The following is a 21,346-nucleotide window of genomic DNA, read 5'->3' as shown; positions in this document are numbered from 1 at the left end:
ATCGTGGAGACCGGGTGTTTCACCTGATCAGATGCCGTGTCAGAGCAATGTGACGCGAAAGATATACGACGTACGCCGCCGACTGCCGGTGGCGCTCAGGGCTGCCGGAACACGTCCGGGTCGCTCCGGAAGACCTCGATGGCGGTCTTGAGATGCTCATAGTGGGCGGCCGACTCGGTGACGAGCCGGTCCGCGTCGCGCGCGCAGAAGGCGGCGACCATGGCGTCGTGGTCGCCGTGGAGGAGCGCCCGGTCTACCTCGGCGACGCGCGACATGGGCCGCGCCGGCTCGGTCATGTTCCAGGCGGAGTCGTACATGTGCAGCAGCCGCTGCATCCCGGCGGGCGCGATCAGCGCCCGGTGGAATCGGCGCGACTCGACGTGATAGCCGCGCTCGTCGCCTCGGGCGACGGCTGCCGCCATGGCGGAATGGGCGCTGCGTACGCGCTCGTCGTCGGCCTCGGTGGCCGATCGGACGGCCACGCGCAGCGCGGACGTCTCCAGGGCGGCGCGTACGTCGTAGAGCTCGCGGAACTCGGCGAAGGTCAGCTTCGCCACCGCGTAGCCGACATGGGGGCGGTGCTCGACGAGCCCTTCGCCGGTGAGGACCTTGAGGGCTTCGCGCACGGGAATCTGGCTGACGCCGAAGAACGTCGCCACCGAGGCGATCGGGATGAGCGTTCCGGGTGGCTCCTCGCCGGACAGGATCGCCAGCCGGAGGTCCTCGATGACATGCGGCTGCTCCCCGTCGCCGGCGGAGCTGACCAGGCGGGAGGCGAACACGGAACGGCGCCGGGGTCCCTGCATCGGAGGTCCTCCTGCCGTGGTCCGGCGCCTCCGGCCGGTCACCGAATGGTCTCGGGTTGATCACGAACCGATAACGGTGGATCCGGTGTGTCGGACGGCACATGCGATGCGGCGTACGCGCGTTGGGTAACTAGACAACAACCACGGCATTGTTGTCCAGCGGACGCCGTGGCTCGGGACCGACCCCTGCATCGAACACAACGTTTGAAAAGGTCGTTACAACGCCGAAACGCTGGTGCCAGCACCTGAAACCTCCGCTCGCTACGGTCCCCGGGACCTGTGCGTGCAACTCCTCGAAGGGAACTCGTTTCGATGTCTACCCCCGCCTCTCGGACCTCGCGACGTAAGTCAGTACATCTCCGGGCCGCCGCGGCCCTCCTGTCCGTCGTGGCCGCCACGACGCTGGCCGCCTGCGGCTCCGACTCCGAAGGCAGCAGCAGCGAGGAGGGCTTCGGCACCATCTCGATGCAGTACTCGTGGATCAAGAACGAGGAGTTCGCCGGCGAGTACTACGCCGAGGACAAGGGCTACTACAAGGAAGCCGGCTTCGACGCGGTCAACGGCATCTCGGGCCCCGACACCGGTGTCGCCAAGCTGCTCTCCGGCAAGGTGCAGGTCGCCATCAACGACGCCGCCTCTGTCGGCTCCGCGATCGCCGAGCAGGAGGCGCCGCTGAAGATCATCGGCGCGACCTTCCAGAAGAACCCGTTCACGATCCTCTCGCTCAAGGACGGCGGCAACATCGCGACGCCGGCCGACCTCAAGGGCAAGAAGATCGGCGTCCAGGACTCCAACGTCAACGTCTTCAAGGCGATCCTCGCCGCCAACGGGCTGGAGGAGAAGAAGGACGACATCACCGTCGTCCCGGTCGACTTCGACCCGACGCCGCTGATGGAGGGCCAGGTCGACGGCTTCATGGCCTACCTGACCAACGAGTCGATCACCGTCGAGCTCGCCGGCCACGAGGTCACCAACCTGCCCTACGCCGAGAACGGCGTGCCGTACGTCGCCGAGACCTACACCGTCACCGACCAGTACCTCGCCGAGAACCGCGACCTCCTCAAGGCGCTCCTGACCGCCGAGATCAAGGGCTGGACCGAGACCTTCAAGAACCCCTCCGACGACGTGGTCAAGGTCATCACGACCCACTACAACGAGGCGGCCAGCGACTCCGACGGTCTCGAGGCCAGCTTCGGTGAGCTCGACCCGGTCAAGACCAAGCGCGGTCTCGAGGAGTCGCAGAAGCTGATCTCGACCCCGGAGACCGAGAAGAACGGCCTGTTCACCATCTCCGAGGAGCTTCAGCAGCAGACCGTCGACTCGCTCGCCGCCGCCGGCTGGGAGGTCTCGGCCGAGGACCTGTTCGACACCTCGATCATCGACGAGATCTACGAGGAGAACCCGGAGCTGAAGGACTACCAGAAGTAGTCATGGCCGACGACAAGCTCATGGATGCCGGTGCTCCCGCGACGGAGACCACCGGTGGCACCGGCATCCACATCTCAGGAATCAGCAAGGTCTTCGGCTCGGGGAACAAGGCCGTCACCGCGCTGAAGGACACCGAGCTCCACACCGACCAGGGCTCGTTCCTGGCCCTGCTGGGCCCCTCCGGCTGCGGCAAGTCGACGATCCTGCGGATCCTCGCCGGCCTGGAGACCCCGACGAGCGGGGAGGCGTACGTCGACGGGAAGGCCCCCGCCGAGCTGCGGCGTGACTCCGAGCTGGGGATCGCGTTCCAGGACCACGCGCTGCTGCCGTGGCGCTCGGTGGTCGGCAACATCAAGCTCGTCTTCGAGGTCGCCGGACGGCGCCCCGACATGGCCTACATCCACGAGCTGATCAAGCTCGTGGGGCTCGAGGGTTTCGAGAAGGCCCGCCCGGCGCAGCTCTCCGGCGGGATGCGGCAGCGCGTCTCGATCGCCCGGGCGCTCGCGCTGAAGCCCTCCGTGCTCCTGCTCGACGAGCCGTTCGGCGCGCTCGACGACATGACCCGGCAGAACCTCAACCTGGAGCTGCTGCGGATCTGGACCGAGAAGCCGGCCACCACCCTGCTGGTGACCCACGGCGTGAACGAGGCGATCTTCCTCTCCGACCGGGTCGCGGTGATGTCGCCGCGACCGGGCCGGATCAAGGAGATCATCGAGGTCGACCTTCCGCGGCCGCGTACGCCCGACATGATGCGTACGCCGGAGTTCCACGCGCTCGCCGACCGGGCCTCCGAGCTGCTCTTCGGCGACGACGGGCGCGCTGAGGCGGAGTCTTGAAAGGCAGAGCCTGATGCGGATGCGGATGCCGGGGTGGCTCGCCGGGATCATCGGCGTGGTCACCCTGTTCGTGCTTTGGGCGGTCGTGGCCGTGGTCGGGTTCCCGCCGGATGCCGGGACCGGGTTCACGCCGGTGCCGCCGCCATGGACCGTCCTCTCCGAGATGGCGGCCGCCGGCCCGTCGGCGTTCTGGGGCGGCGTGCTCCGCGAGACGCTGATGGAGGCGTCGATCGGGTTCCTGTGGGGCAACCTCATCGCGCTGCTGCTGGCCTCGCTGGTGCTGCTGGTGCCGTGGCTGGAGCCGGTGATCATGCAGATCGCGGTGACGACGTACTGCCTGCCCGTGGTCGCCGTCGGCGGCATCTCGATCGTCGTCCTCGGCGGCGCCGAGCAGCCCGGTGACCCCTCGAAGACCTCCGTCTTCCTGGCCGCGCTGATGGTCTTCTTCACGACCGTCGTCGGGGCCGTGCTCGGGTTCAAGTCGGCCGACCGCGCGTCGCTCGACGTCGTCCGCGTCTACGGCGGCTCGGTGTGGACCCAGCTGGTGAAGGTACGCCTCGTCGCGGCCGTCCCGGCGATCCTCAACGCGCTCCAGATCGCGGTGCCGACGGCGATCCTCGGCGCCGTGCTCGGCGAGTATCTCGGCTCCACCGACCGTGGCGTCGGGCGCACGCTGATCGTGCTGCAGGGCAAGCCCGACCCGGAGCGGCTCTGGGCCGTCTTCCTGGTCTGTGCCCTGGTCGCCCTGGCCGGCTATCTGCTGCTGGGGCTGGTCTCGCGTCTGGTGACGCCGTGGGTGGCTGGGAGGTCCGGATGAGGTCGGGTGCCAAGGGTCTGACGCGGGCGGTCCTGGGACCGGTGCTGCACACCGTCGCCGCGCTGGCGATCGTGGCAGTGCTGTGGCAGGCGTTCGTGTCGTTCTCCAGCGTCTCGGAGTTCGTCGCGAAGGGGCCGCTCGACGTGGTCGACCACCTCTTCACGGGGCCGGACGCGGCCGCCCACCGCGCCTCGCTGTTCCCGCTGACCTGGGTGACCCTGAAGGACGCCGGGCTCGGCTTCCTCGCCGGGATGGCGCTCGCGATCGTGGCGGCGGTGCTGTTCAACCTGTCGCGTACGGTCGAGGCCGGCGTGATGCCGCTGGCGCTGCTGCTGCGCTCGATCCCGCTGGTCGCGATCGCCCCGGTGGTCATGCTGATCACCGGTCGCGCCTCGACCGCCTCGGTCGTGGTGCTCGGGATCATCGTGGTGCTGTTCCCGGCGCTGGCCGCCGTCCTGTTCGGGCTCTCCCAGGCCTCACCGCAGTCGCTGGACCTGGTCGCCGTCTACGGCGGCTCGCGGCTCACCGCGATCCGCAAGGTCTCGCTGCCCGGCGCGCTCCCGTCGATCTTCGCCGCCGCCCGGGTCTCGGTGCCCGGCGCGGTGACCGGGGCGCTGCTCGCCGAGTGGCTCTCGACCGGCAACGGCATCGGCGGCAACATCCAGAAGTTCCCCGCCGCCGCCCGCTTCGACGACCTGTGGGCCGCCGTCGCGATCATCACCGTGGTCACGCTGGTGCTCTACAACCTCGTCCAGCTCCTCGAGTCGGTCGCGCTCGAGCGGATGGGGATGACCCGCTAGCGCCGAGGCGTCACGTACGTCGCGCGAGGCGTCACTCCCGTCGGCCGAGTCGGCACTCTGGTGCCGACTCGGCCGACGCGCGTGACGCCTCGGCAGGTCAGTAGTCGGTGCGGTCCTGCTTGGCGAGCCAGGCGTCGAAGGGGTCGTACGCCTGGGGGATCCGCAGCTCGTCGACCTTGGTCGGCCAGTCGTGGTGCTCGTTGGCGCGGCCGGTGCCGAACAGGTCGTAGAAGGCACGGTCGTCGAACCCGCCCTTGGCGGCGTCGTCGCGGTCGGCGGCGTAGACGACGCGGTCCAGGCGAGCCCACAGGGCGGTCGCCAGGCACATCGGGCAGGGCTCGCACGAGGTGTAGAGGGTGCAGCCGGCCAGCGAGAAGCTGTCGGCCTCCTTGCACGCGGAGCGGATCGCGACGATCTCGGCGTGGGCGCTGGGATCCAGGTCGCGGGTGACCCGGTTCTGGCCGGTGCCGAGCAGGATGCCGTCGCGCAGGATGATGGCGCCGAACGGGCCGCCGCCGTTGTTGACGTTGCGGACCGCCAGCGCGACCGCCTGCTCCAACCACATGGTGTCGGTCATGCCGATTCCCCCTTGCCCAGGCCCGAGAATCGATGTTTCCACTGTCATTCTGCTCCCCGCCATCACTCGACCTCGTGGAGGCGATCGTAGGTGGCGCTGATGGCCGAGACGCGGTCGCGTCCGGCCCGCCCGCGTTCGTGGAGCACGCCGTCGGCGAGCACGCTCGCCAGCGACATCGGCGCCGCCAGCGAGTCGAAGGCGAGGCCGCCCTGGACGGGGCACTCGAGCGCGATGTCGGCGCGGCCGAGGTGGACCGTCCCCGTCGGGTCGGCGATCACGATCACGGTGCTGCCAGAGCCTGCGGCGGCGTCGACGAACTCGCCGAAGCCGGGCGGCCGGCGCCGGAGCCCGACGGCGACGACCACCGACCCCTCGCCGAGCTCGGCCAGCTCCTCGCCGATGACCTGTCCAGGAGCCGGGGCGAGGGTGACCCGCTCCCGGGTCTGGGTCAGCTGCTGGCGCAGGTGGAGCGCGACCGGGTAGGAGTTGCGCCAGCCCGCGACCATCACGGCCGTCGCGCCGGCGATGGCCCCGATGGCCTCGGCGATGCCGGCCTGCGTGACGACCCGTGCGATCGCGGCCGCCTCGTCCTCGGCATGCGCGCTCAGGTCCGGTGCGCCCTCGACGCGGCGCGGCTCACCTGCCGTACGCAGCCCCCGCAGGTGGTCGCGTACCTCGTCGAACCCGTCGAACCCCAAAGACCGGAAGAGCCGGCTCATCGTCGCCTTGGAGACCTCCGCGAGCGAGGCCAGCTCGGCCGCGCGGTAGGTCGCCAGGTCGTCGAGGTGCTCCAGGAGCGTGTCGGCCGCCTTGCGCTCCTGGGGCGAGAGCGTCTGATAGGTCGCGGCGATCCGCCGGTCGATCCGCTGGTCCGCCCGAGACGTGCTCATGCTCATGCCTGCCTGATCACGCGAACCCGGGCACGGAGGCCCAGGCGTCCGGCTCGGTCGACCCGTCGCGCTGCAGGGTCGCCTCGATGAGCCCGTAGGGGCGGTCGGCGGCGAAGAAAACCTCGTTCGGGTTCTCGAGGTCGAAGGGGGAGAGGTCGACGAGGAAGTGGTGCTTGTTGGGGCAGGAGATCTTGAACTCGGCGATCCCCTCGAAGGCCTCCATCACCGCCTTGCCCATCTCGTAGATCGTCTGCTGCAGCGCCAGCGAGTGCACCTCGGCGAAGGTGTCGAGCATGATCGTGCGGATCCGGTCGTAGGCCGCGTTCCAGTCCTCCGGGTGGGTCTCCCAGCGCCACCAGGCGGTGACCTCGGTCGCCAGGATGCGGTCGGTCGTCTCGGCCAGGGTGGTGTAGCGGTCGCGCGGGAAGCCGTGGAACTCCGACCCGGTCGACTTGAGCACGACCAGGTCGGTCAGCCCGGACAGCACGAACGTTCGTTCGTCGTGACGGTTCACGACCGCCGTACGCGTCTCCTGCCCGCGCCGGGCGAACGAGAACTCGTTCGCCGGGATGCGGTCCCAGCTGTAGGACTCCGCCTTCATCACCGAGCCGGTGACCCACGGCTGCGCGGCCCAGTGGGCGGTGAGGTCGAGCAGGAACCCCTCGGGCGAGGTGATGCCGAGCTCCTTGGCCTTCGCGTAGACCACGTTCTTCTGGGTGTCGGTGGCGTGCACGTGCACGTTGTCGCCCTCGGTGAAGGCGGTCGCGAAGTCGCCCCGGAGCTGGGTGGACACGTTAAGGTCGTGGATGGTGTGACGGGTGCCGTCCCGGTCGACCTTGACCAGGCGTACCTCCGCCTTGCCGTGCTGGTTGGGGCCAAGAGTGATCGACATCAGCTTCCTCGATAGGTCGTGTAGGAGAACGGGCTGAGCAGGAGGGCGACGTGGTGGTGCTCGCCGGCGGTGACGGTGAACCCGATGCTCACCTCGGGGAAGAAGGTCTCGCGGTCCTGCCCGGCGAACCAGGGTCCGGTCGTGAAGGTCAGCGTGTGCGGTCCGGGCGGCACCTCGCCCTCGAACCGCACGCGGCCGTCGGTGTCGGTCGTCGCGGTGCGTGCGCTGTCGTCGGGAAGGATGAGGATCACCGCGAGCCCGGCGGCGGGCCGGCCGAGAGCGGCGTCGAGGACGTGCGTGGAGACGGTGGTCATACGACCAAGCCTCGCAGCCGGAGCAACGCGATCTCGGCGAGCTGAGCCCTGGTCACCGCGATTTCGGTAGCCGGGTCGTTCTCCAGACGCTCCTCGAGCAGCGCGAGCATGTCCTCGGCGCTCCGACCCGCAGCCCGGACCAGATAGATCCGCCCGAACCTCTCCTCGTAGGCCGCGTTGCCCGCCCTCAGCCGGGCCTGCACCTCGACGTCGGCCGGGTCGACCCCGGCCTGCTCGCGGGCGGAGAGCGCCGCGCTCTCGCCGTCGCCGGCGTGCCGCTCGCCGATCCGCGGGTGGTCGGCCAGCGCCCCCTCGACCTCCGCGTCGGTCCAGGCCGCGGCCAGCCCCTCCGCGGTCGCGAGCAGGTCGCCGATGTCGGCGTAGGGACGTCCTGCGACCAGCCCGGTCGCCCACGAGGGGATCGCGACACAGGGCGCGACCAACCTCTCCGCCTCGTCAGCGGGCAGGTCGTTGAAGTCGGCGAGCGTCGTCACCAGGACAGCCTATGAAACGAGCGTTTCGGCGCCCGAAACGCAGGTTGCCTCCGTGTAACGACCGGACGGCTACTTCAGGCTCTGGGCAAGCGCGAGGAGGTCGCGGTCGCGGCCGGGCGCGGCGACCAGGCAGAGACCTGCGGGCAGGTTGGTCGGGGTGCGGACCGGGATCGAGACGGCGGGGAGACCGGCGATACCGGCGATGCAGGTGAGCCGCAGGGTGTCGTCGCGGACGCCGGCGGCCTCGGCCGCCGTCGGCGCCACCGAGGAGGCGCTGGGGTAGGCGAGGACACGGTCGCCGACGACGTCGAGGATCTCCGCGCGGGCCTGGGACAGCACGGCGCGTGCCTCGTCCGCCTGCTTCCGGGTCACGGTCCGAGCCATCTCGAAGCGCCCGCGCACGGCCTCGCCGAGCGTGTCCAGCCTGGTCTCGAGCCAGGCGCCGTGCGCCTGCCACGCCTGGTAGGCCTGGCCGACGGCGAACGCCTGGCGCCACTCGTCAAGCCTGGCGGGCTCCCAGGCCAGCGGCTCGGCGTCGGGCAGGGCATCGCTCACCGCGGTGGCGACGTCCTCCTCGGCGAGCGCGACCAGCGAGGGCACCAGGTGGATCTCGTCCACGGAGGCAGGCGACGACGGGACTGCCTCCGGCAGCAGTACGTCGCCCACCGCCTGCAGCAGGAACGCAGAACGCGTCATCCACCCGACGGTGTCGAAGGCCTTGGCGAGCGGGAGCAGCCCCTCACGGGAGACGGCCCCATGGGACGTACGGATGCCGTAGAGGCCCTGGTAGGCGGCCGGCACCCGGATCGAGCCGCCGGTGTCGGACCCGAGCCCGATCGAGGCGTGGCCGAGGGCGACGGCGGTGGCCGATCCGGACGAGGAGCCGCCGGGGATCCGGTCGGGAGCCTTCGGGTTCGGCGGCGCGCCGTAGTGGGCGTTGAGCCCGGAGAGCGAGTAGGCGAACTCCTCGGTGCGCGCGATCCCGCGGACCGAGGCGCCGGCATCGAGCAGCGCCGCGACCGCAGCGGCATGGGTCGAGGCGACGGGCGCCTGCTCCAGCCACGCCGGGCTGCCGGCGCCGACCGCGAAGCCGGCGACCGCGAAGAGGTCCTTGACCGCCACGGTCTCTCCCGAGAGTGCGCCGTCGGCGGTGTGGGAGGAGACCAGCGGGTCGCCGACGACGCGCCAGATCCGGCTGTCGAAGGCCGGCGCGGGCGCGGAGACGTGGGCGGCGGTGACCTGCCAGCCGCCGTACTCGATCCGCACCGGGTCCCGCGCCCACAGCTGCGTCTGCAGCCCGCGGCCGCCGCGGTCGAGCTCGGTGACGGCCACGATCAGCGCGTGGTCCTCGTCGATCACCTGCACGTGGGTCTGCACGATGCGGCGCTTGGGTGCGCCGCCGCGCGACCCGCGGAAGGCCGCGATCCGCTCGTGGCCGACGAGCAGCCCGGCGGCGTCGCAGCGCAGCGTGGTGGGGGAGTCGGCGAAGAGGGCGTCCAGAGCGGCGACGTCGTCGGACATCAGGGCGCTCTCGTACGCGCGGAAGGCCTGCAGCAGCCCGTGCGGGACAGGCTTGAGCTCAGTCATGGGTGAAGTCTGCCCTGATCCGGTCAGAGCACCAGGGAGAACCCCAACAACACACCGATCACCAGCAGTGCGCCGGCGAGGATGAACCCCGCGGAGAAGGCGGGCAGCGGGCGCCGTTCCCGCATCGCGCGCTCGACCCGTGCCCACCGGACCATCGCGAAGACCGTGCACAGGATCGCGGTGAGGACCAGCACGGCGATCACCCCGACGCGTACGCCTTCCGCGGTGGGCACCCGGAACGAGTGCAGCGCGACCGCGCCGGCGAGCAGACCGAGCACGGTGCGGGCCCAGGCCAGGAACGTACGCTCGTTGGCCAGCGTGAACCGTGGGTCCGGCTCGGAGCCGTGGGCGTAGACCCAGCGCGGGTGCCGAGGGTCGTCCACTTTCGATGGTGTGTCGGTCATGCCCCCATCGTCCATCACATCGGGTACCGATCTAGATTATTACCCATGGGTAATAGGGAACAGGCAGAGTTCGATCGTGACATCGCGGTACGCAGGACCGACGAGAAGACCTACGCGGCCGAGCTCGCCGCCGGCTGGGTCGTCGGCGGAGGGGTCAACGGCGGCTACCTGCTGGCGGTCATCGCCAACGCGCTGCGCGCCCACCTGCCGAGCCACCCCGACCCGATCGTGCTGAGCGCGTTCTACGCCAGCGCGAGCACTCCGGGACCGGCCGAGGTCCGCATCGAGACCAAGCGGGACAAGGGCTCGCTGGCCATCGCGACCGCCGAGCTGTGGCAGGGCGAGGACCTGCGGATCACCACCACGGCGACGTACGCGGACCTCGACGGTCTCCACGCCAAGAGCAGCGGCTTCGAGCGGGTCACCGCGACCGAGCCGGAGTTGCCGCCGCTGGAGGAGTGCCTCTCCTCGACCACGGCGCCCGAGGAGGTGAAGGAGTTCGTGCCGATGCTGGACCGCTACGAGCTCTGCGTGCCGAAGGAGCAGTTCGTCTGGGGTGGCGCGGCGCCGACCGGCGAGGCGGTCTTCACCGGGTGGTTCCGCCACCATGACCGCGAGCCCGACCCGCTCTCGCTGCTGCAGGTGCTCGACGCGCTCCCGCCGGTCACCTTCGGGCTCGAGCTGCCGGGCTGGGCGCCGACCCTCGAGCTGACCTGCCACATCCGCCACAAGCCGGCTCCGGGCTGGCTCAAGGTCACCCACTTCTCGCGCAACCTCTCCGGCGGCATGTTCGAGGAGGACTGCGAGGTCTGGGACTCCGCCGGCCGGCTGGTCGCGCAGGCGCGTCAGCTGGCTCGGCTGCCGCGCGCCTGACGGCTCAGCGCGGGGCGGGTCACATCGGGGCGCAGCGGTCCTTCCCGCCGTACGCGTCCCAGTGCCACGCCTCGGCGGAGTACTGCTTCAGCCCGACGCTCAGCGCCGTCTTGTTGAGGAACCTCCACACCGCGCTGGACGGCTCGGAGGCCCGCGTCGCGCAGGTCTTGCCGCCGGTCACGCTGGGCTGCTCGAAGTCGATGGCGATGCCGAGCTGGTGGGAGGAGTAGCCGGGCTGCGCGGTCAGGGTGTAGTCGCCGGCCGGGCAGCCGCCGGTGACGTCCTCCCGGCACAGGTCCTTCTGCTTCTTCATCGTCCGGAACGAGCTGCTCGCCACGAGGTTGACGCCCTGCTTCGCGGCTTTCTTGACCAGCGCCGCCGCGGCGCCGGAGATGCGCGCGTTGACGACGGTCAGGCCGTCGGCGCCGTCGATGTAGTAGGCGTCGCCCTTGGTGCTCTCGGTGCCGGTGTTGGGCAGCCCCTCCACCGCGCACAGGCGCACCGGGATCAGCTTGCCCTCGTCGTAGCCCTCGCCCTCACCGAGATCCTTGGTGCCCGGCGCGCACACGAGCCCGGTCGAGTCGGTGCGTACGTCGCCCACCGGCCTCGTCGGCGCGGCGACCTCGAGCAGCTTGCCCTCGGTGGCACCCGCGGCGCGCTGCTCGTGAGCCTTCACGGCCAGCTCGGCGAGATGACTGGTGACGCCGCCCGCCTCGGTGTCGGTCGGCGTGGAGCCCGGTGCCGTCTTCGGGACGTCCTCGGGGCAGGTCGTGACCGTCTCGCTGAGCGGCTTCTGGGTGCCGGCCGCGAGGGTGATGGTCGCGCACACGACGGTGGTGTGGTCACGCTTGGCGTAGGTGTCCTGCCAGGTCCGGTAGCCCGCGACCGTGAAGCTGCCGGCCTCATCAGCCTGCAGCGTACGCAGCCTCAGGCCGTCGCCGTAGGCGCCCGGCTGCTCGAGCCAGGTGCGGATGTCGGCGCCGGTCACCTCCCAGCCGACGCTGCGCAGCGACGCCACCGCGACCGACAGATCGCTGCCGACGCCCTCGAGGTCGTCGGTCGTGGTCTGCTCCCACTTCTGCAGCTGCTCGTAGAAGTCGTACGACCCGTAGCCGCCGACCCCGACCAGCGCGAGCACCAGCAACGCCACGAGCACCTTCGGCCAGCGCCGCTTCTTCGGTGGCTCCGGGCCGAACCGGCCAGGCCCGAATCCCTGTGGGTAGCCCGGCGGCTGCTGGCCGGGGTAGGGCTGCTCGGGATAGGGCTGCTCGGGGTAGGGGTTCTCGGGATAGTGCTGGTCCGGGTAGGGCTGCTGCTCAGGTGGGTACGGCCTCTGCGGGGCTGGCGGGTAGCGCCGCTCCTGCTCCGGGTAGGGCCGCTGGCCCGGAAAGCGCTGATCACCCGGGTAGGGCTGTCCCGGTCGAGGCTGGTGCTGCCCCGGGTGAGGCCGCTGCTGACCGGGGTGCGGCTGCTGCTGTCGCCCAGGCTGCGTCGGTGGGCGTTGGGGCTGCCTCGGGCCCGGGTAGGGCTGCTGTCCCGGGTAGGGCCGGCGAGGCTCGCCGGGCTGCCGCGGCGGCCACTGCTGATCGCTCATGAGGGGGCCCCGGGCGGGGGCAGGCAGGCGATGAGCGGACGACGGCGGGGCACGGCGTTGCAGCGTACCCAAGAGAACCCACTTTCCGGGTGTCTAGGGAACAATCTCACACGTGAACAGCCCCAAGACCGTAGTGGCCGCGGCGATCCTCAGTGCCGACGGCAAGCAGGTGCTGGCCGCGAGGCGTACGTCCCCGCCCGAGGCCGCCGGACGCTGGGAGCTCCCCGGCGGGAAGGTCGAGGAGGGGGAGACGCCCGAGGCCGCCCTCGTCCGGGAGGTCGGCGAGGAGCTCGGCTGCCTGATCGAGGTGCTCGACTGGATGCAGGGCGAGGCGCCCATCGGCGAGAGCCACCGGCTGATCGCCGCCACCGCCCGGGTGGTCGCGGGGGAGCCGCGGCCGCGTGAGCACGACCAGGTCCTCTGGCTGGCGGCCGAGGACCTCGACTCGGTCGACTGGCTGGAGCCCGACCGCCCGTTCCTCGATGCGATCCGCCACGTGCTCGGCATGCCCGAAGGAGCCACCCTGCGCGGCATCTTCTTCGAGGAGGAGGACGCCCGTTCGGCCGCGGAGACCCTCGAGCGCGAGGGCTGGACCGCCCGGGTGAACCGGGAGCGCTACCAGGGCGAGGACGACGACGAGGACCACCCGTGGTCGGTGGAGACCGACGCCCCGGAGATGGTCCTGGAGCTGCTGGTCGACGCGTACGACGGCTGGCTCGACATCCCCGAGGAGGCTCCCGACGACTCGATCGCCCCCGAACCCGTCGAGCTCCCCGACAACCCCAAGCGGATCAAGCGGCCCGACCTGGGGCTTTGAGCGGCCCGACCTAGGATCGGATGCGTGACTTCTGAGAAGAGCCTGCTGCTCGTCCACGCCCACCCCGACGACGAGACGATCGGGACGGGGGCGACGATGGCGAAGTATCTCGCCGAGGGCGCTCGCGTCACCCTGGTGACCTGCACGGCGGGGGAGATGGGCGAGATCCTGGTGCCCGAGCTGGCCCATCTCGCCGCCGACCGCGACGACGCCCTGGGCGAGCACCGCCGGGGCGAGATCGAGAACGCGATGGCGGCTCTCAAGGCGCCCGACGGCAGCGAGGTCGACCACCGCTGGCTGGGCGGCTTCGGCAACTACCGCGACTCCGGGATGACCTGGAGCGAGGACCGCACCCACGCGCTGCCGGACCCCGACGCCCGCGAGAACGCCTTCTGGTACGCCGACCTCACCGAGGCCGCCGACCACCTCGTCACGATCATCCGGGAGGTGCGTCCGCAGGTGCTGGTCACCTACGACGAGTTCGGCAACTACGGCCACCCCGACCACATCCAGGCCCACCGGGTCGCGACGTACGCCGCCCATCTCGCCGCCGTCCCGACCTACAAGAAGGAGCTCGGCGAGGCCCACGAGATCGACCGGATCTTCTGGACCGCGCTGGCCGAGAGCTGGCTCCGAGAGGGCCTGCGGGCGGCCCGGGCGGCCGGTGACGAGGACGCGCTCGGTGGCATGGACCCCGAGGGCCCGCTGCCGATGGCCACCCCCGACGTCGACATCGCCGCCGCGATCGACGGCACCACCTACGCCGACCAGAAGGTCGCCGCGATGCGCGCCTACCCCACCCAGATGGACATGGAGCAGGGCATGTTCGCGATGACCAACAGCCTCGGCACGACCGCGTGGTCCCACGAGCACTTCCGGATCGCCAAGGGGCGGATCGAAGGGGACAGCCTGACCGACCTCTTCGCGGGCTTGTGAGACTGCTCGGCGGCACACTCGCCGGACTTCCCCTCGGCCTGCTCGTCGGGGTGGCAGCGGTCGCGGTCCATCCGTGGTGGTGGGGCCTGCTGCTCGCGGTGGCCGCGTCCTCGGCCGCGTTGCTGGCGCTGCCGCGCGGAGCCTGCCGGGTCTCGTACGCAGCGGCCTGGGCGATCGTCGTCGCCCTGGCCGCGACCCCGAGGCCGGCGGGCGGGTATGCCGTCGCGGGCGACCTCGAGGGATACCTGATGATCCTCTGGGCCGTGCTGATGATCGTGGTGGCGGCGGCGACGGTGGTGAAGGCCACTTCGCAGACGGAACCGGGCCACCCCGGAGAGTGACGAACGTCCCAAGATGGGCTACGGGTTCGGCCTAGGGGGGTATAGGTCCTAGGCTCTCCCGCATGTCCCATGAGCCCGAGGCCTTCAAGGCCCCCGAGCCCGCGAAGCGAACTGACGCGGCCGGGTCCACCGCCAGCCAGACTGGCGCGGACGATGCTGCCATCGAGACGATCATGATCCCGCAGATCGAGATCGACGCCCGGGTTGCCGAGTCCACCGGTGCCAAGCCGGTGGCCAACGTGCCCGATGACGAGCCGGACGGAGCGACCAGGATCGTCCCCGCCGGGATGGACTTCGACGACGACGTCGCCGAGGAGACCCTGCTGCGGAGCACGATGCTGCGCTCGGAGCTGCCGAAGCGAGCGGAGCTGCCCGAGGAGGACAACTTCCTGTTCGTCTCGAAGAATCGGAAGTTCGCTCCGGAGCCCGACGCCGCCGACGCCGCCCCCGACCTGGCTGACGACGCGGCCACCGAGGTCGCGTTCGACAGGCAGCCCCGGCCGACCCCCGACTTCGACGACGAGCCGCTCGAGGCGACCGTCATGGGCGTCGGGCCGTTCGTCGTGAACGAGTCGGCCCCTGTCGACCCTTCCCCCTTCGAGGCCGCCTTCGAGCAGCACGACTACGGGCAGCACGACTACGGGCAGCACGATCACGCCCAGCCCGACTACGGGCAGCCCGACTACGCCCAGCCGGTCCCGGCCGAGAGCAAGCACCTCGGCACCGGTGCCAAGGTCGCCGTCGCGGTCGCCGGCGGGTTCGCCATCCTGGCCTTCGCCGGGTGGGCCGCTGCGTACGCCGTGGCGGGGGACAAGATCTCCGAGGGCACCACGGTCGCCGGTGTGGACATCGGCGGCATGACGGCGGCCGAGGCGACGCCGCTGCTCAACGAGAAGTTCGCCGCCGCTCACAGCCAGCCGATCATCGTGACCGCCGGCGAGAGCACCACCGAGGTCAACCCGGCCGAGGCGGGCCTGAGCTTCGATGCCGAGGCGACGATCGAGAAGGCCAACGCCGGACACAGCTGGAGCCCGGTGAAGCTGTGGAAGCACTTCACCGGTGGCGGCGAGATCGAGCCCGTCATCAAGTCCGACGACAAGCTGATCGCCAAGGTCGCCGCGAAGGTGAACAAGCGCGCCGGCACGCCGTTCAAGGACGGCGACGTCGTCATCAAGAAGGGCAAGATCAAGACCACCCAGCCGGTCGCGGGCGAGGGCGTCGGCGACGACGCGCTCCGCACCGCGCTCGCCGGCCAGCTGCTGGTCGAGGGCGACCGCAAGGCCGACGTACCTCTCGAGGAGCTCACCCCCGACGTCGACGAGGCCGACGTCCAGGAGGCGGTCGAGAAGGTCGCCACCCCGGCGGTCTCCGGGCCGATCACGCTGAAGTTCGAGAAGACCCCGGTGGAGCTGTCCCCGAAGGAGTTCGGCGAGGCGATCCGGTTCGACCCCAAGGACGGCGAGCTGCAGGCCGCGGTCGCGCCGAGCAAGCTCAAGAAGGTGCTCAAGAAGGCCCTCGCCGACGACGCCGCGAAGCCGGTCGACGCCACCGTCGAGATGGTCGACGGCGCCCCGAAGGTCATCCCCGCCAAGCCGGGCGTCACCTTCAACCAGAAGGACCTGGAGGCGGTCTTCCTCGACGTCGTCACGGCTCCCGCCGGTGAGCGCACGGTCGAGGTGAAGTCGAAGGTCGCCAAGCCGAAGGTCACCACCGAGGAGGCCAAGTCCTGGGGGATCAAGGAGAAGGTCTCGACCTTCACCACCCACTTCCCCTACGCCGAATACCGCAACGTCAACATCGGCCGCGCCGCCGAGCTGGTCAACGGCACCGTGCTCGCCCCTGGCGACACCTTCTCCCTCAACGGCATCGTCGGGGAGCGTACGGCCGCCAACGGCTTCACCAAGGGCTGGATGATCCAGAACGGGATCTTCCGCGAGGACTACGGCGGCGGCGTCTCGCAGATGGCGACGACCACGTTCAACGCGATGTTCTTCGCCGGCCTCCAGGACGTCGAGCACAAGGCGCACTCGCTCTACATCGACCGCTACCCGATCGGCCGCGAAGCGACCGTCGCCTGGCCGACACTGGACCTGAAGTTCAAGAACAACACCAAGTACGGCGTCCTCATCCGCTCCTGGGTCAACCCGGCCAGCACCAGCGGCCAGGGCTCGGTGACCGTCGAGATGTGGTCCACCAAGATCTGGGACATCAAGGCCCGCACCGGTGAGCGCTACGACTTCAAGTCGCCGGGCAAGCAGAAGATCACCGACGGCAACTGCGAGAACACCGTCGGCGCCCCGGGCTTCTCGATCAACGTCTGGCGCGACTTCTACAACGCCGGGTCGGGCACGAAGGTCGACACCCAGACCTTCAAGACCACCTACATCCCGCAGGACGAGGTCGAGTGCACCGACGAGTCGGAGAAGCCGCCGCCCCCCGCTGACCCCAACTGACGGGTCCCGCTGGTCGAGCCGCGAGCGCAGCGAGCGTGTCGAGACCAACACAGTCGCGTACGAACCGTGTTGGTCTCGACACGCCTCCGCCTAGCGGCTCCGGCGGCTCGACCAGCGGGTCAAGGCCTGAGGCGGTGCAGGTCCCTCGGGAACAGGGTGACCTCGCGGATGTTGGCGGCTTGGACGAGCCGCGCCACCCACCGCTCCAGGCCGAGCGCGAAGCCGCCGTGCGGTGGCATCCCGTGCGCGAAGGCCTGCAGGTACGAGGCGTACGCCGCCGGCTCCTCGCCCCGCGCCCGGATCGCCGCCTCGTAATCCGTGAGCCGGTGCAGTCGCTGGCCGCCGGTCACCAGCTCCAGGCCGCGGAAGAGCAGGTCGAAGCTGTTGCTCCAGCGCTCGTCGCGGGGTTCGGGGTGGGTGTAGAACGGCCGCTTCCGCATCGGGTAGCCCTCGACGGCCACGAAGTCGGAGCCGTACGCCTCCTGAGCCCATGCTCCGAGCGCACGCTCGTGCTCGGGCGCGAGGTCCGGCTCGTCCTCGGGCGCCCCGACCAGCTTCAGCGCCTCGGCGAAGTGGATGACCGGGATCTCCTCGGGGACGACGGGAAGCTCCATGTCGAGCCGCTCGACCGCCGCGGCGGCGTACGTCTCGATCCCCTCGACCATCCCGGCGAGCACCTCGCGGAGGACCGCGAGCACGTCGCGATGGTCGCGGACGAAGCCGAGCTCGACGTCGAGGCTGACGTACTCGGCGAGGTGGCGCACCGTGTCGTGCGGCTCGGCGCGGAAGACCGGCCCGACCTCGTAGACCCGTTCGAAGACGCCGACCAGCTGCTGCTTGTAGAACTGCGGCGACTGGGCGAGGTAGGCGGGCCGCCCGAAGTAGTCGATCTCGAAGACGTTCGCGCCCGACTCGGTCGCCGAGTCGACGATCTTGGGGGAGTGGACCTCGGTGAACCCGGCGGCGTCGAGAGTTGCGCGGAAGCCGCGCAGGGAAGCAGCGGCCAGCTCCCATCGCGCCCGGACCGCAGGGTGGCGCCAGGTCACCGGCGCATGGTCGAGCAGCGTCGGCAGGGCGGCCGCGAGCTCGGGGCGCCACAGCTCGACCGGCGAGGTGAGCGCCGGTTCGGAGAGCGTCGTGACGGCCGGTGAGGTGACCTCGACACCTCCGGGAGCCTGTGGGTTCGGGGTGGCGACACCGATCACCTCGACCGGCGTCTCCTCGGGCGGTGCCTGCTGTCCGTCGCCAGGCCGCACGACCACCTGCGCCAGGCCGCTGCGGTCGCGCAGCACCAGGAACGTCACGGCGGCGAGCTCGCGACGACGGTGCACGTGGCCGCACAGCCGGACGGTCGTGCCGGGGGTGGCCGCGGTGAGATGGGCGGCGAGCGTACGGTCTATCGGTTTCATCGTTCCTCCAGGTGGCGAGGCCCTGGAGGTGTGGGCGGGGGCTAGGTCGCGGTGCCACCACACCTTCGCTGATGTCTCATCAGCCTCTCGTCGATACGCCGCACGCGCGGGCGCCGCCGTGCCGCGTTCGGCCGAGGGTCGTCACTCCTCGGCGGTGCCACTGACGAGCGTAGATCTCGCTCGGGGCCGCTCGCCAACGGGTTTCTGAGCGTGACGTGGCTCACAGTCGCTCGTTGGGCTGGTCATGCGCCCGTTCCTGCTGAGCCTGCTCGCTGCCGTCGCGCTCGTTCTGGTCCCGGTCTCCGCCTCGGCCGCGGAGGGGCCGAGGCAGACCGGGATCCCACTGCCCGGATCGCCCTACGGCGACCCCGCCGGGTCCAACGACTGGGCGTGCGCGCCCTCCGCGGACCGCCCGACGCCGGTGATCCTGGTGCACGGCACCTTCGGTGACCGCCGCTCGCTGCTGGACCCGATCTCGCTGTCCATGAAGCGTGCCGGGTTCTGCGTCTACTCGTTCGACTACGGCAACCGCGCCACCGGCGACGTCCGGGACTCGGCGGCTCATCTGGGTGAGTTCATCGAACGCGTACGCGAGGCCACCGACGCCGACAAGGTCTCCCTCGTCGGTCACTCCCAGGGCGGGATGATGCCGCGCTACTACATCAAGAACCTCGGTGGCGCCGCCTACGTCGAGGACCTCGTCGGCCTGGCGCCGTCCAACCACGGCACCTCGCTCATCCTGGACGAGGGCGCGACCGAGGCCACCGGTCTCTGTCTGTCCTGCGCCCAGCAGGCCGCCGGCTCCCAGTTCCTCGCCGACCTGAACGCCGGCGACGAGACCCCCGGCGACATCTCCTACACCCAGATCGTCACCGCTACCGACGAGGTCGTCGTGCCCTACACCTCCGGCTTCCTGGCCGTTGGTCCGAACACCACCAACGTACGCATCCAGGACGCGTGCGCCGCCGACCTCTCCGAGCACCTGCTCATCCCGACGAGCGCCTCCGCCATCGCGCTCACCCTCGACGCGCTGACCCACGAAGGCCCGGCGTCCCCGGCGCTGAAGACCTGCTGACCGTCGCGGTCACCAGATGGTGTGGATGGACTCGTACGCCTGCAGCCTGCTGTCCTTGGTCACGAGAGGAAGGTTCTCGAGCATGCTCTGAGCGGCGAGCATGCGGTCGAAGGGGTCGCGATGGTCCCAGTCGAGCTCTCCGGCGAGGCGCGAGTGGTTGAAGTCCATCGGCAGCCGCTCCAGGACGTGAAGTCGGGTGCGGTCCTCGAAGGTGGCTGCCAGTGTGCCTCCGCCGGGAAGTTTGCTGAGCCGGGTGTTGGTGGAGATCTCCCAGAGGCTCGCTGCCGAGACGAACACCTCGGTGTCGATGTCGATGACGGCCTCGTAGGCGGTCTGGCTGAGTCGGTCGGGGTCGCTCACCAACCAGATGTAGGCATGGGTGTCGAGGAGGACCCGCTCATAGGTCCTCATCGAGCGAGCCCTCCCAGGCGGCGATCTCGTCGTCGGGGAGCGGGTCGAAGAACTCATCGGGGACGCTCACGCGAAGGCCGCCGAGGATCCGCCTGGTCGGCCGCTCGATCGGCACCAGGCGCGCGATGGCGTGGTCGCCTCGGGCGATGATGACCTGGCCGCCCGCCTCGACCTCGGTGAGCAGGCTCGACAGGTGCGTCTTCGCCTCCTGCACCTTCACGACGTGTGCTGCATCCATGCCTCCACGGTAGGTTGGTCAACCAGGTTGGTCAACCCATGGCCGTGCCGCACTGAGGAGGACAGGATGCATCTGGATTTGGTCACGATCGTCGTTCCCGACTACGACGAGGCGGTGGTGTTCTTTCGCGACGTGCTCGGGTTCGAGGTCGCCGAGGACGCCCCGGCGACCACGAACGACGGTCGTCCGAAGCGCTGGGTGGTCGTACGTCCGCCCGGCGGCGGCACCGGCTTCCTGCTCGCCCGGGCCGACGGCCCGGTGCAGACCGCGAGGGTCGGCGACCAGACCGGCGGCCGGGTGACGTTCTTCCTGCGGGTGGACGACTTCGGCGCTGCGTACGAGAAGCTGGTCGCCGCCGGGATCGAGCTCGTCGGGCCCGTGCGCGAGGAGCCCTACGGCACCGTTCAGGTGTTCCGTGATCCCTTCGGGAACCTGTGGGACCTGCTGTCGGGGTGAGTCCCTACGGGGTCGGTGAGGAGTAGTAGCGGCAGCGGTGGTGCTCGGTGAAGCCGAGGGACTCGTAGAGGGCGAGGCCGGGGTCGTTGGTGGTCTCCACGTGCAGCCAGGCGGCTCGGGCGCCGCGCTCGGCGCCCCACTCGAGCAGTGTGGCGAGGGCCTTGGTGGCGAGTCCCTGGCGGCGGTGCGACTCGGCGACCTCGAGGTCGTGGATGGCGAGCCAGTCGCGCCCCATCGTGCCCATGATCCGGGCGGTGTCGCCGAGGGTGATCAGCACCTGCGCGTCGTCGGTCCCGGCCACCGTCTCGACGCGGGCGTCCTCGACGGGCGGGGGCAGGATGCGGCGGGTGGCGGCGAGGCCGGCGAGCTGGAACTCGACGGTCACGTCCTCGACCCAGTCGCGCGCGACCAGGGCCTCCTCGGCCGCGGAGCCGACCTCGATCTTGGCGCGGGGTCGCTTGTGCCGGCTCCGGTAGAAGGTCTCGATCGCGTCGATCGCCGCGTCCAGCCCGATGCCGGGGTCGCCGATCGCCAGCGCCGAGTTGGGCCGCCGGCGGACCGAGACCTCGTGGTCGAAGAGCACCCACTCGCCGAGGGCCTCGGAGGTGGTGCCGGGGAAGATCGCGGCGCTGAGTAGCTCGGCCTCGCGTACCCCGATCCGCAGACGTACGTTGGGCCGCGGCGGCACCGGCTTGCCGGAGACGATCTCGGCGACCGGCACGCTCACCTGCTCCCCGGACTCGCGTTCGATGACGGCGGTGCCGTCGGCCCAGGACGTACAGACTCCGAGGATGTCGGTGAAGGCGGGCCCGCCGGTGGGGCCGGTCTCGCCCGGGACGAGGCGGCGGATGACGATCCGCTTGCCGACGACATGTGGTCCCAGGAGATGAGCAGGCAC

General features: G+C 70.5%; 24 protein-coding genes. 11 read left to right on the top strand and 13 right to left on the bottom strand.

All coding sequences use genetic code 11. The annotated features are described in order from the left end of the window. Window positions 1-95: 95 nt before the first annotated feature. Complete coding sequence (locus HD557_RS19405) at window positions 96-806, bottom strand: GntR family transcriptional regulator (protein ID WP_008358848.1); 711 nt, start codon at window positions 804-806, stop codon at window positions 96-98. A 387-nt stretch (window positions 807-1,193) separates the two neighbouring features. Between HD557_RS19405 and HD557_RS19400 the strand changes: the two genes are divergently transcribed. The 4 genes from HD557_RS19400 to HD557_RS19385 are packed head-to-tail and all read left to right on the top strand — an operon-like array spanning window position 1,194 to window position 4,687. Next, window positions 1,194-2,234 (top strand): ABC transporter substrate-binding protein, encoded by a 1,041-nt coding sequence (locus HD557_RS19400; protein ID WP_008358846.1) that lies wholly within the window; start codon window positions 1,194-1,196, stop codon window positions 2,232-2,234. Window positions 2,235-2,236: 2 nt separating this feature from the next. Next, on the top strand, window positions 2,237-3,070 hold the full coding sequence (locus HD557_RS19395; protein WP_008358845.1) for an ABC transporter ATP-binding protein: 834 nt from the start codon (window positions 2,237-2,239) through the stop codon (window positions 3,068-3,070). 19 nt (window positions 3,071-3,089) lie between these two features. Beyond that, window positions 3,090-3,887 carry an ABC transporter permease gene (locus HD557_RS19390; protein WP_196875079.1) on the top strand — a complete coding sequence of 266 codons (798 nt, stop codon included), beginning with the start codon at window positions 3,090-3,092 and terminating at the stop codon, window positions 3,885-3,887. Next, window positions 3,884-4,687, top strand: a complete 804-nt coding sequence (locus HD557_RS19385) for an ABC transporter permease (protein WP_008358841.1) — start codon at window positions 3,884-3,886, stop codon at window positions 4,685-4,687. The genes HD557_RS19390 and HD557_RS19385 overlap by 4 nt, the downstream gene beginning before the upstream one ends. 97 nt (window positions 4,688-4,784) lie before the next feature. Here HD557_RS19385 and HD557_RS19380 read toward each other — a convergent pair whose 3' ends face one another. The 7 genes from HD557_RS19380 to HD557_RS19350 all read right to left on the bottom strand — a co-directional run bounded on the left by HD557_RS19380 (window position 4,785) and on the right by HD557_RS19350 (window position 9,845). Continuing rightward, complete coding sequence (locus HD557_RS19380) at window positions 4,785-5,264, bottom strand: nucleoside deaminase (protein ID WP_045551128.1); 480 nt, start codon at window positions 5,262-5,264, stop codon at window positions 4,785-4,787. A gap of 62 nt (window positions 5,265-5,326) precedes the next feature. Continuing rightward, entirely contained in the window at window positions 5,327-6,154 is an 828-nt protein-coding gene (locus HD557_RS19375; RefSeq protein WP_196875078.1) for a MurR/RpiR family transcriptional regulator, read from the bottom strand. Between the two features lie 16 nt (window positions 6,155-6,170). Then, entirely contained in the window at window positions 6,171-7,046 is an 876-nt protein-coding gene (gene pucL / locus HD557_RS19370; protein ID WP_196875077.1) for a factor-independent urate hydroxylase, read from the bottom strand. Next, window positions 7,046-7,360, bottom strand: a complete 315-nt coding sequence (gene uraH, locus HD557_RS19365) for a hydroxyisourate hydrolase (RefSeq protein ID WP_196875076.1) — start codon at window positions 7,358-7,360, stop codon at window positions 7,046-7,048. The genes pucL and uraH overlap by 1 nt, the downstream gene beginning before the upstream one ends. Beyond that, complete coding sequence (uraD, locus tag HD557_RS19360) at window positions 7,357-7,854, bottom strand: 2-oxo-4-hydroxy-4-carboxy-5-ureidoimidazoline decarboxylase (protein ID WP_196875075.1); 498 nt, start codon at window positions 7,852-7,854, stop codon at window positions 7,357-7,359. Before uraD ends, uraH begins: the two co-directional genes overlap by 4 nt. 69 nt (window positions 7,855-7,923) lie before the next feature. Continuing rightward, window positions 7,924-9,441 carry an AtzH-like domain-containing protein gene (locus tag HD557_RS19355; protein WP_196875074.1) on the bottom strand — a complete coding sequence of 506 codons (1,518 nt, stop codon included), beginning with the start codon at window positions 9,439-9,441 and terminating at the stop codon, window positions 7,924-7,926. Window positions 9,442-9,464: 23 nt separating this feature from the next. Continuing rightward, the gene (locus HD557_RS19350; protein ID WP_196875073.1) at window positions 9,465-9,845 is read right to left on the bottom strand and encodes a YidH family protein; all 381 of its coding nucleotides are present in this window, start codon (window positions 9,843-9,845) and stop codon (window positions 9,465-9,467) included. Window positions 9,846-9,890: 45 nt separating this feature from the next. On the opposite strand from HD557_RS19350, the gene HD557_RS19345 reads away from it, so the two are divergent. Continuing rightward, entirely contained in the window at window positions 9,891-10,718 is an 828-nt protein-coding gene (locus HD557_RS19345; protein ID WP_008358828.1) for a thioesterase family protein, read from the top strand. Between the two features lie 19 nt (window positions 10,719-10,737). Here the strand turns inward: HD557_RS19345 and HD557_RS19340 are convergent, their stop codons facing one another. Next, window positions 10,738-12,312 (bottom strand): D-alanyl-D-alanine carboxypeptidase family protein, encoded by a 1,575-nt coding sequence (locus HD557_RS19340; protein ID WP_196875072.1) that lies wholly within the window; start codon window positions 12,310-12,312, stop codon window positions 10,738-10,740. A 112-nt stretch (window positions 12,313-12,424) separates the two neighbouring features. On the opposite strand from HD557_RS19340, the gene HD557_RS19335 reads away from it, so the two are divergent. From HD557_RS19335 to HD557_RS19320, 4 genes are all read left to right on the top strand, one after another. Then, the gene (locus HD557_RS19335; protein ID WP_196875071.1) at window positions 12,425-13,129 is read left to right on the top strand and encodes a (deoxy)nucleoside triphosphate pyrophosphohydrolase; all 705 of its coding nucleotides are present in this window, start codon (window positions 12,425-12,427) and stop codon (window positions 13,127-13,129) included. Between the two features lie 24 nt (window positions 13,130-13,153). Continuing rightward, window positions 13,154-14,065 (top strand): N-acetyl-1-D-myo-inositol-2-amino-2-deoxy-alpha-D-glucopyranoside deacetylase, encoded by a 912-nt coding sequence (gene mshB / locus HD557_RS19330; RefSeq protein WP_008358824.1) that lies wholly within the window; start codon window positions 13,154-13,156, stop codon window positions 14,063-14,065. Further along, complete coding sequence (locus HD557_RS19325) at window positions 14,062-14,406, top strand: hypothetical protein (protein ID WP_008358822.1); 345 nt, start codon at window positions 14,062-14,064, stop codon at window positions 14,404-14,406. Before mshB ends, HD557_RS19325 begins: the two co-directional genes overlap by 4 nt. A gap of 62 nt (window positions 14,407-14,468) precedes the next feature. Further along, a complete protein-coding gene (locus tag HD557_RS19320; RefSeq protein WP_196875070.1) occupies window positions 14,469-16,859 on the top strand; it encodes a VanW family protein in 2,391 nt (796 codons plus the stop codon). A gap of 119 nt (window positions 16,860-16,978) precedes the next feature. Here HD557_RS19320 and aspS read toward each other — a convergent pair whose 3' ends face one another. Further along, complete coding sequence (gene aspS / locus HD557_RS19315) at window positions 16,979-18,268, bottom strand: aspartate--tRNA(Asn) ligase (protein WP_196875069.1); 1,290 nt, start codon at window positions 18,266-18,268, stop codon at window positions 16,979-16,981. Between the two features lie 244 nt (window positions 18,269-18,512). Here aspS and HD557_RS19310 point away from each other — a divergent pair, with 244 nt between their 5' ends. Beyond that, window positions 18,513-19,343 carry an esterase/lipase family protein gene (locus HD557_RS19310; protein ID WP_196875068.1) on the top strand — a complete coding sequence of 277 codons (831 nt, stop codon included), beginning with the start codon at window positions 18,513-18,515 and terminating at the stop codon, window positions 19,341-19,343. Window positions 19,344-19,352: 9 nt separating this feature from the next. Here HD557_RS19310 and HD557_RS19305 read toward each other — a convergent pair whose 3' ends face one another. Beyond that, complete coding sequence (locus tag HD557_RS19305; protein ID WP_196875067.1) at window positions 19,353-19,754, bottom strand: type II toxin-antitoxin system VapC family toxin; 402 nt, start codon at window positions 19,752-19,754, stop codon at window positions 19,353-19,355. Further along, window positions 19,741-19,992: a type II toxin-antitoxin system Phd/YefM family antitoxin gene (locus HD557_RS19300; RefSeq protein ID WP_008358816.1), complete on the bottom strand. Its 252-nt coding sequence runs from the start codon at window positions 19,990-19,992 to the stop codon at window positions 19,741-19,743. The genes HD557_RS19305 and HD557_RS19300 overlap by 14 nt, the downstream gene beginning before the upstream one ends. Window positions 19,993-20,058: 66 nt before the next feature. On the opposite strand from HD557_RS19300, the gene HD557_RS19295 reads away from it, so the two are divergent. Beyond that, window positions 20,059-20,448 carry a VOC family protein gene (locus HD557_RS19295; protein ID WP_196875066.1) on the top strand — a complete coding sequence of 130 codons (390 nt, stop codon included), beginning with the start codon at window positions 20,059-20,061 and terminating at the stop codon, window positions 20,446-20,448. A 4-nt stretch (window positions 20,449-20,452) separates the two neighbouring features. Here HD557_RS19295 and HD557_RS29065 read toward each other — a convergent pair whose 3' ends face one another. After that, entirely contained in the window at window positions 20,453-21,346 is an 894-nt protein-coding gene (locus HD557_RS29065; protein WP_196875065.1) for a GNAT family N-acetyltransferase, read from the bottom strand.

The sequence above is a fragment of the Nocardioides luteus genome (assembly GCF_015752315.1).
Classification (GTDB): Bacteria; Actinomycetota; Actinomycetes; order Propionibacteriales; family Nocardioidaceae; genus Nocardioides.
This window is presented reverse-complemented; position numbering and strand designations above follow the sequence as displayed.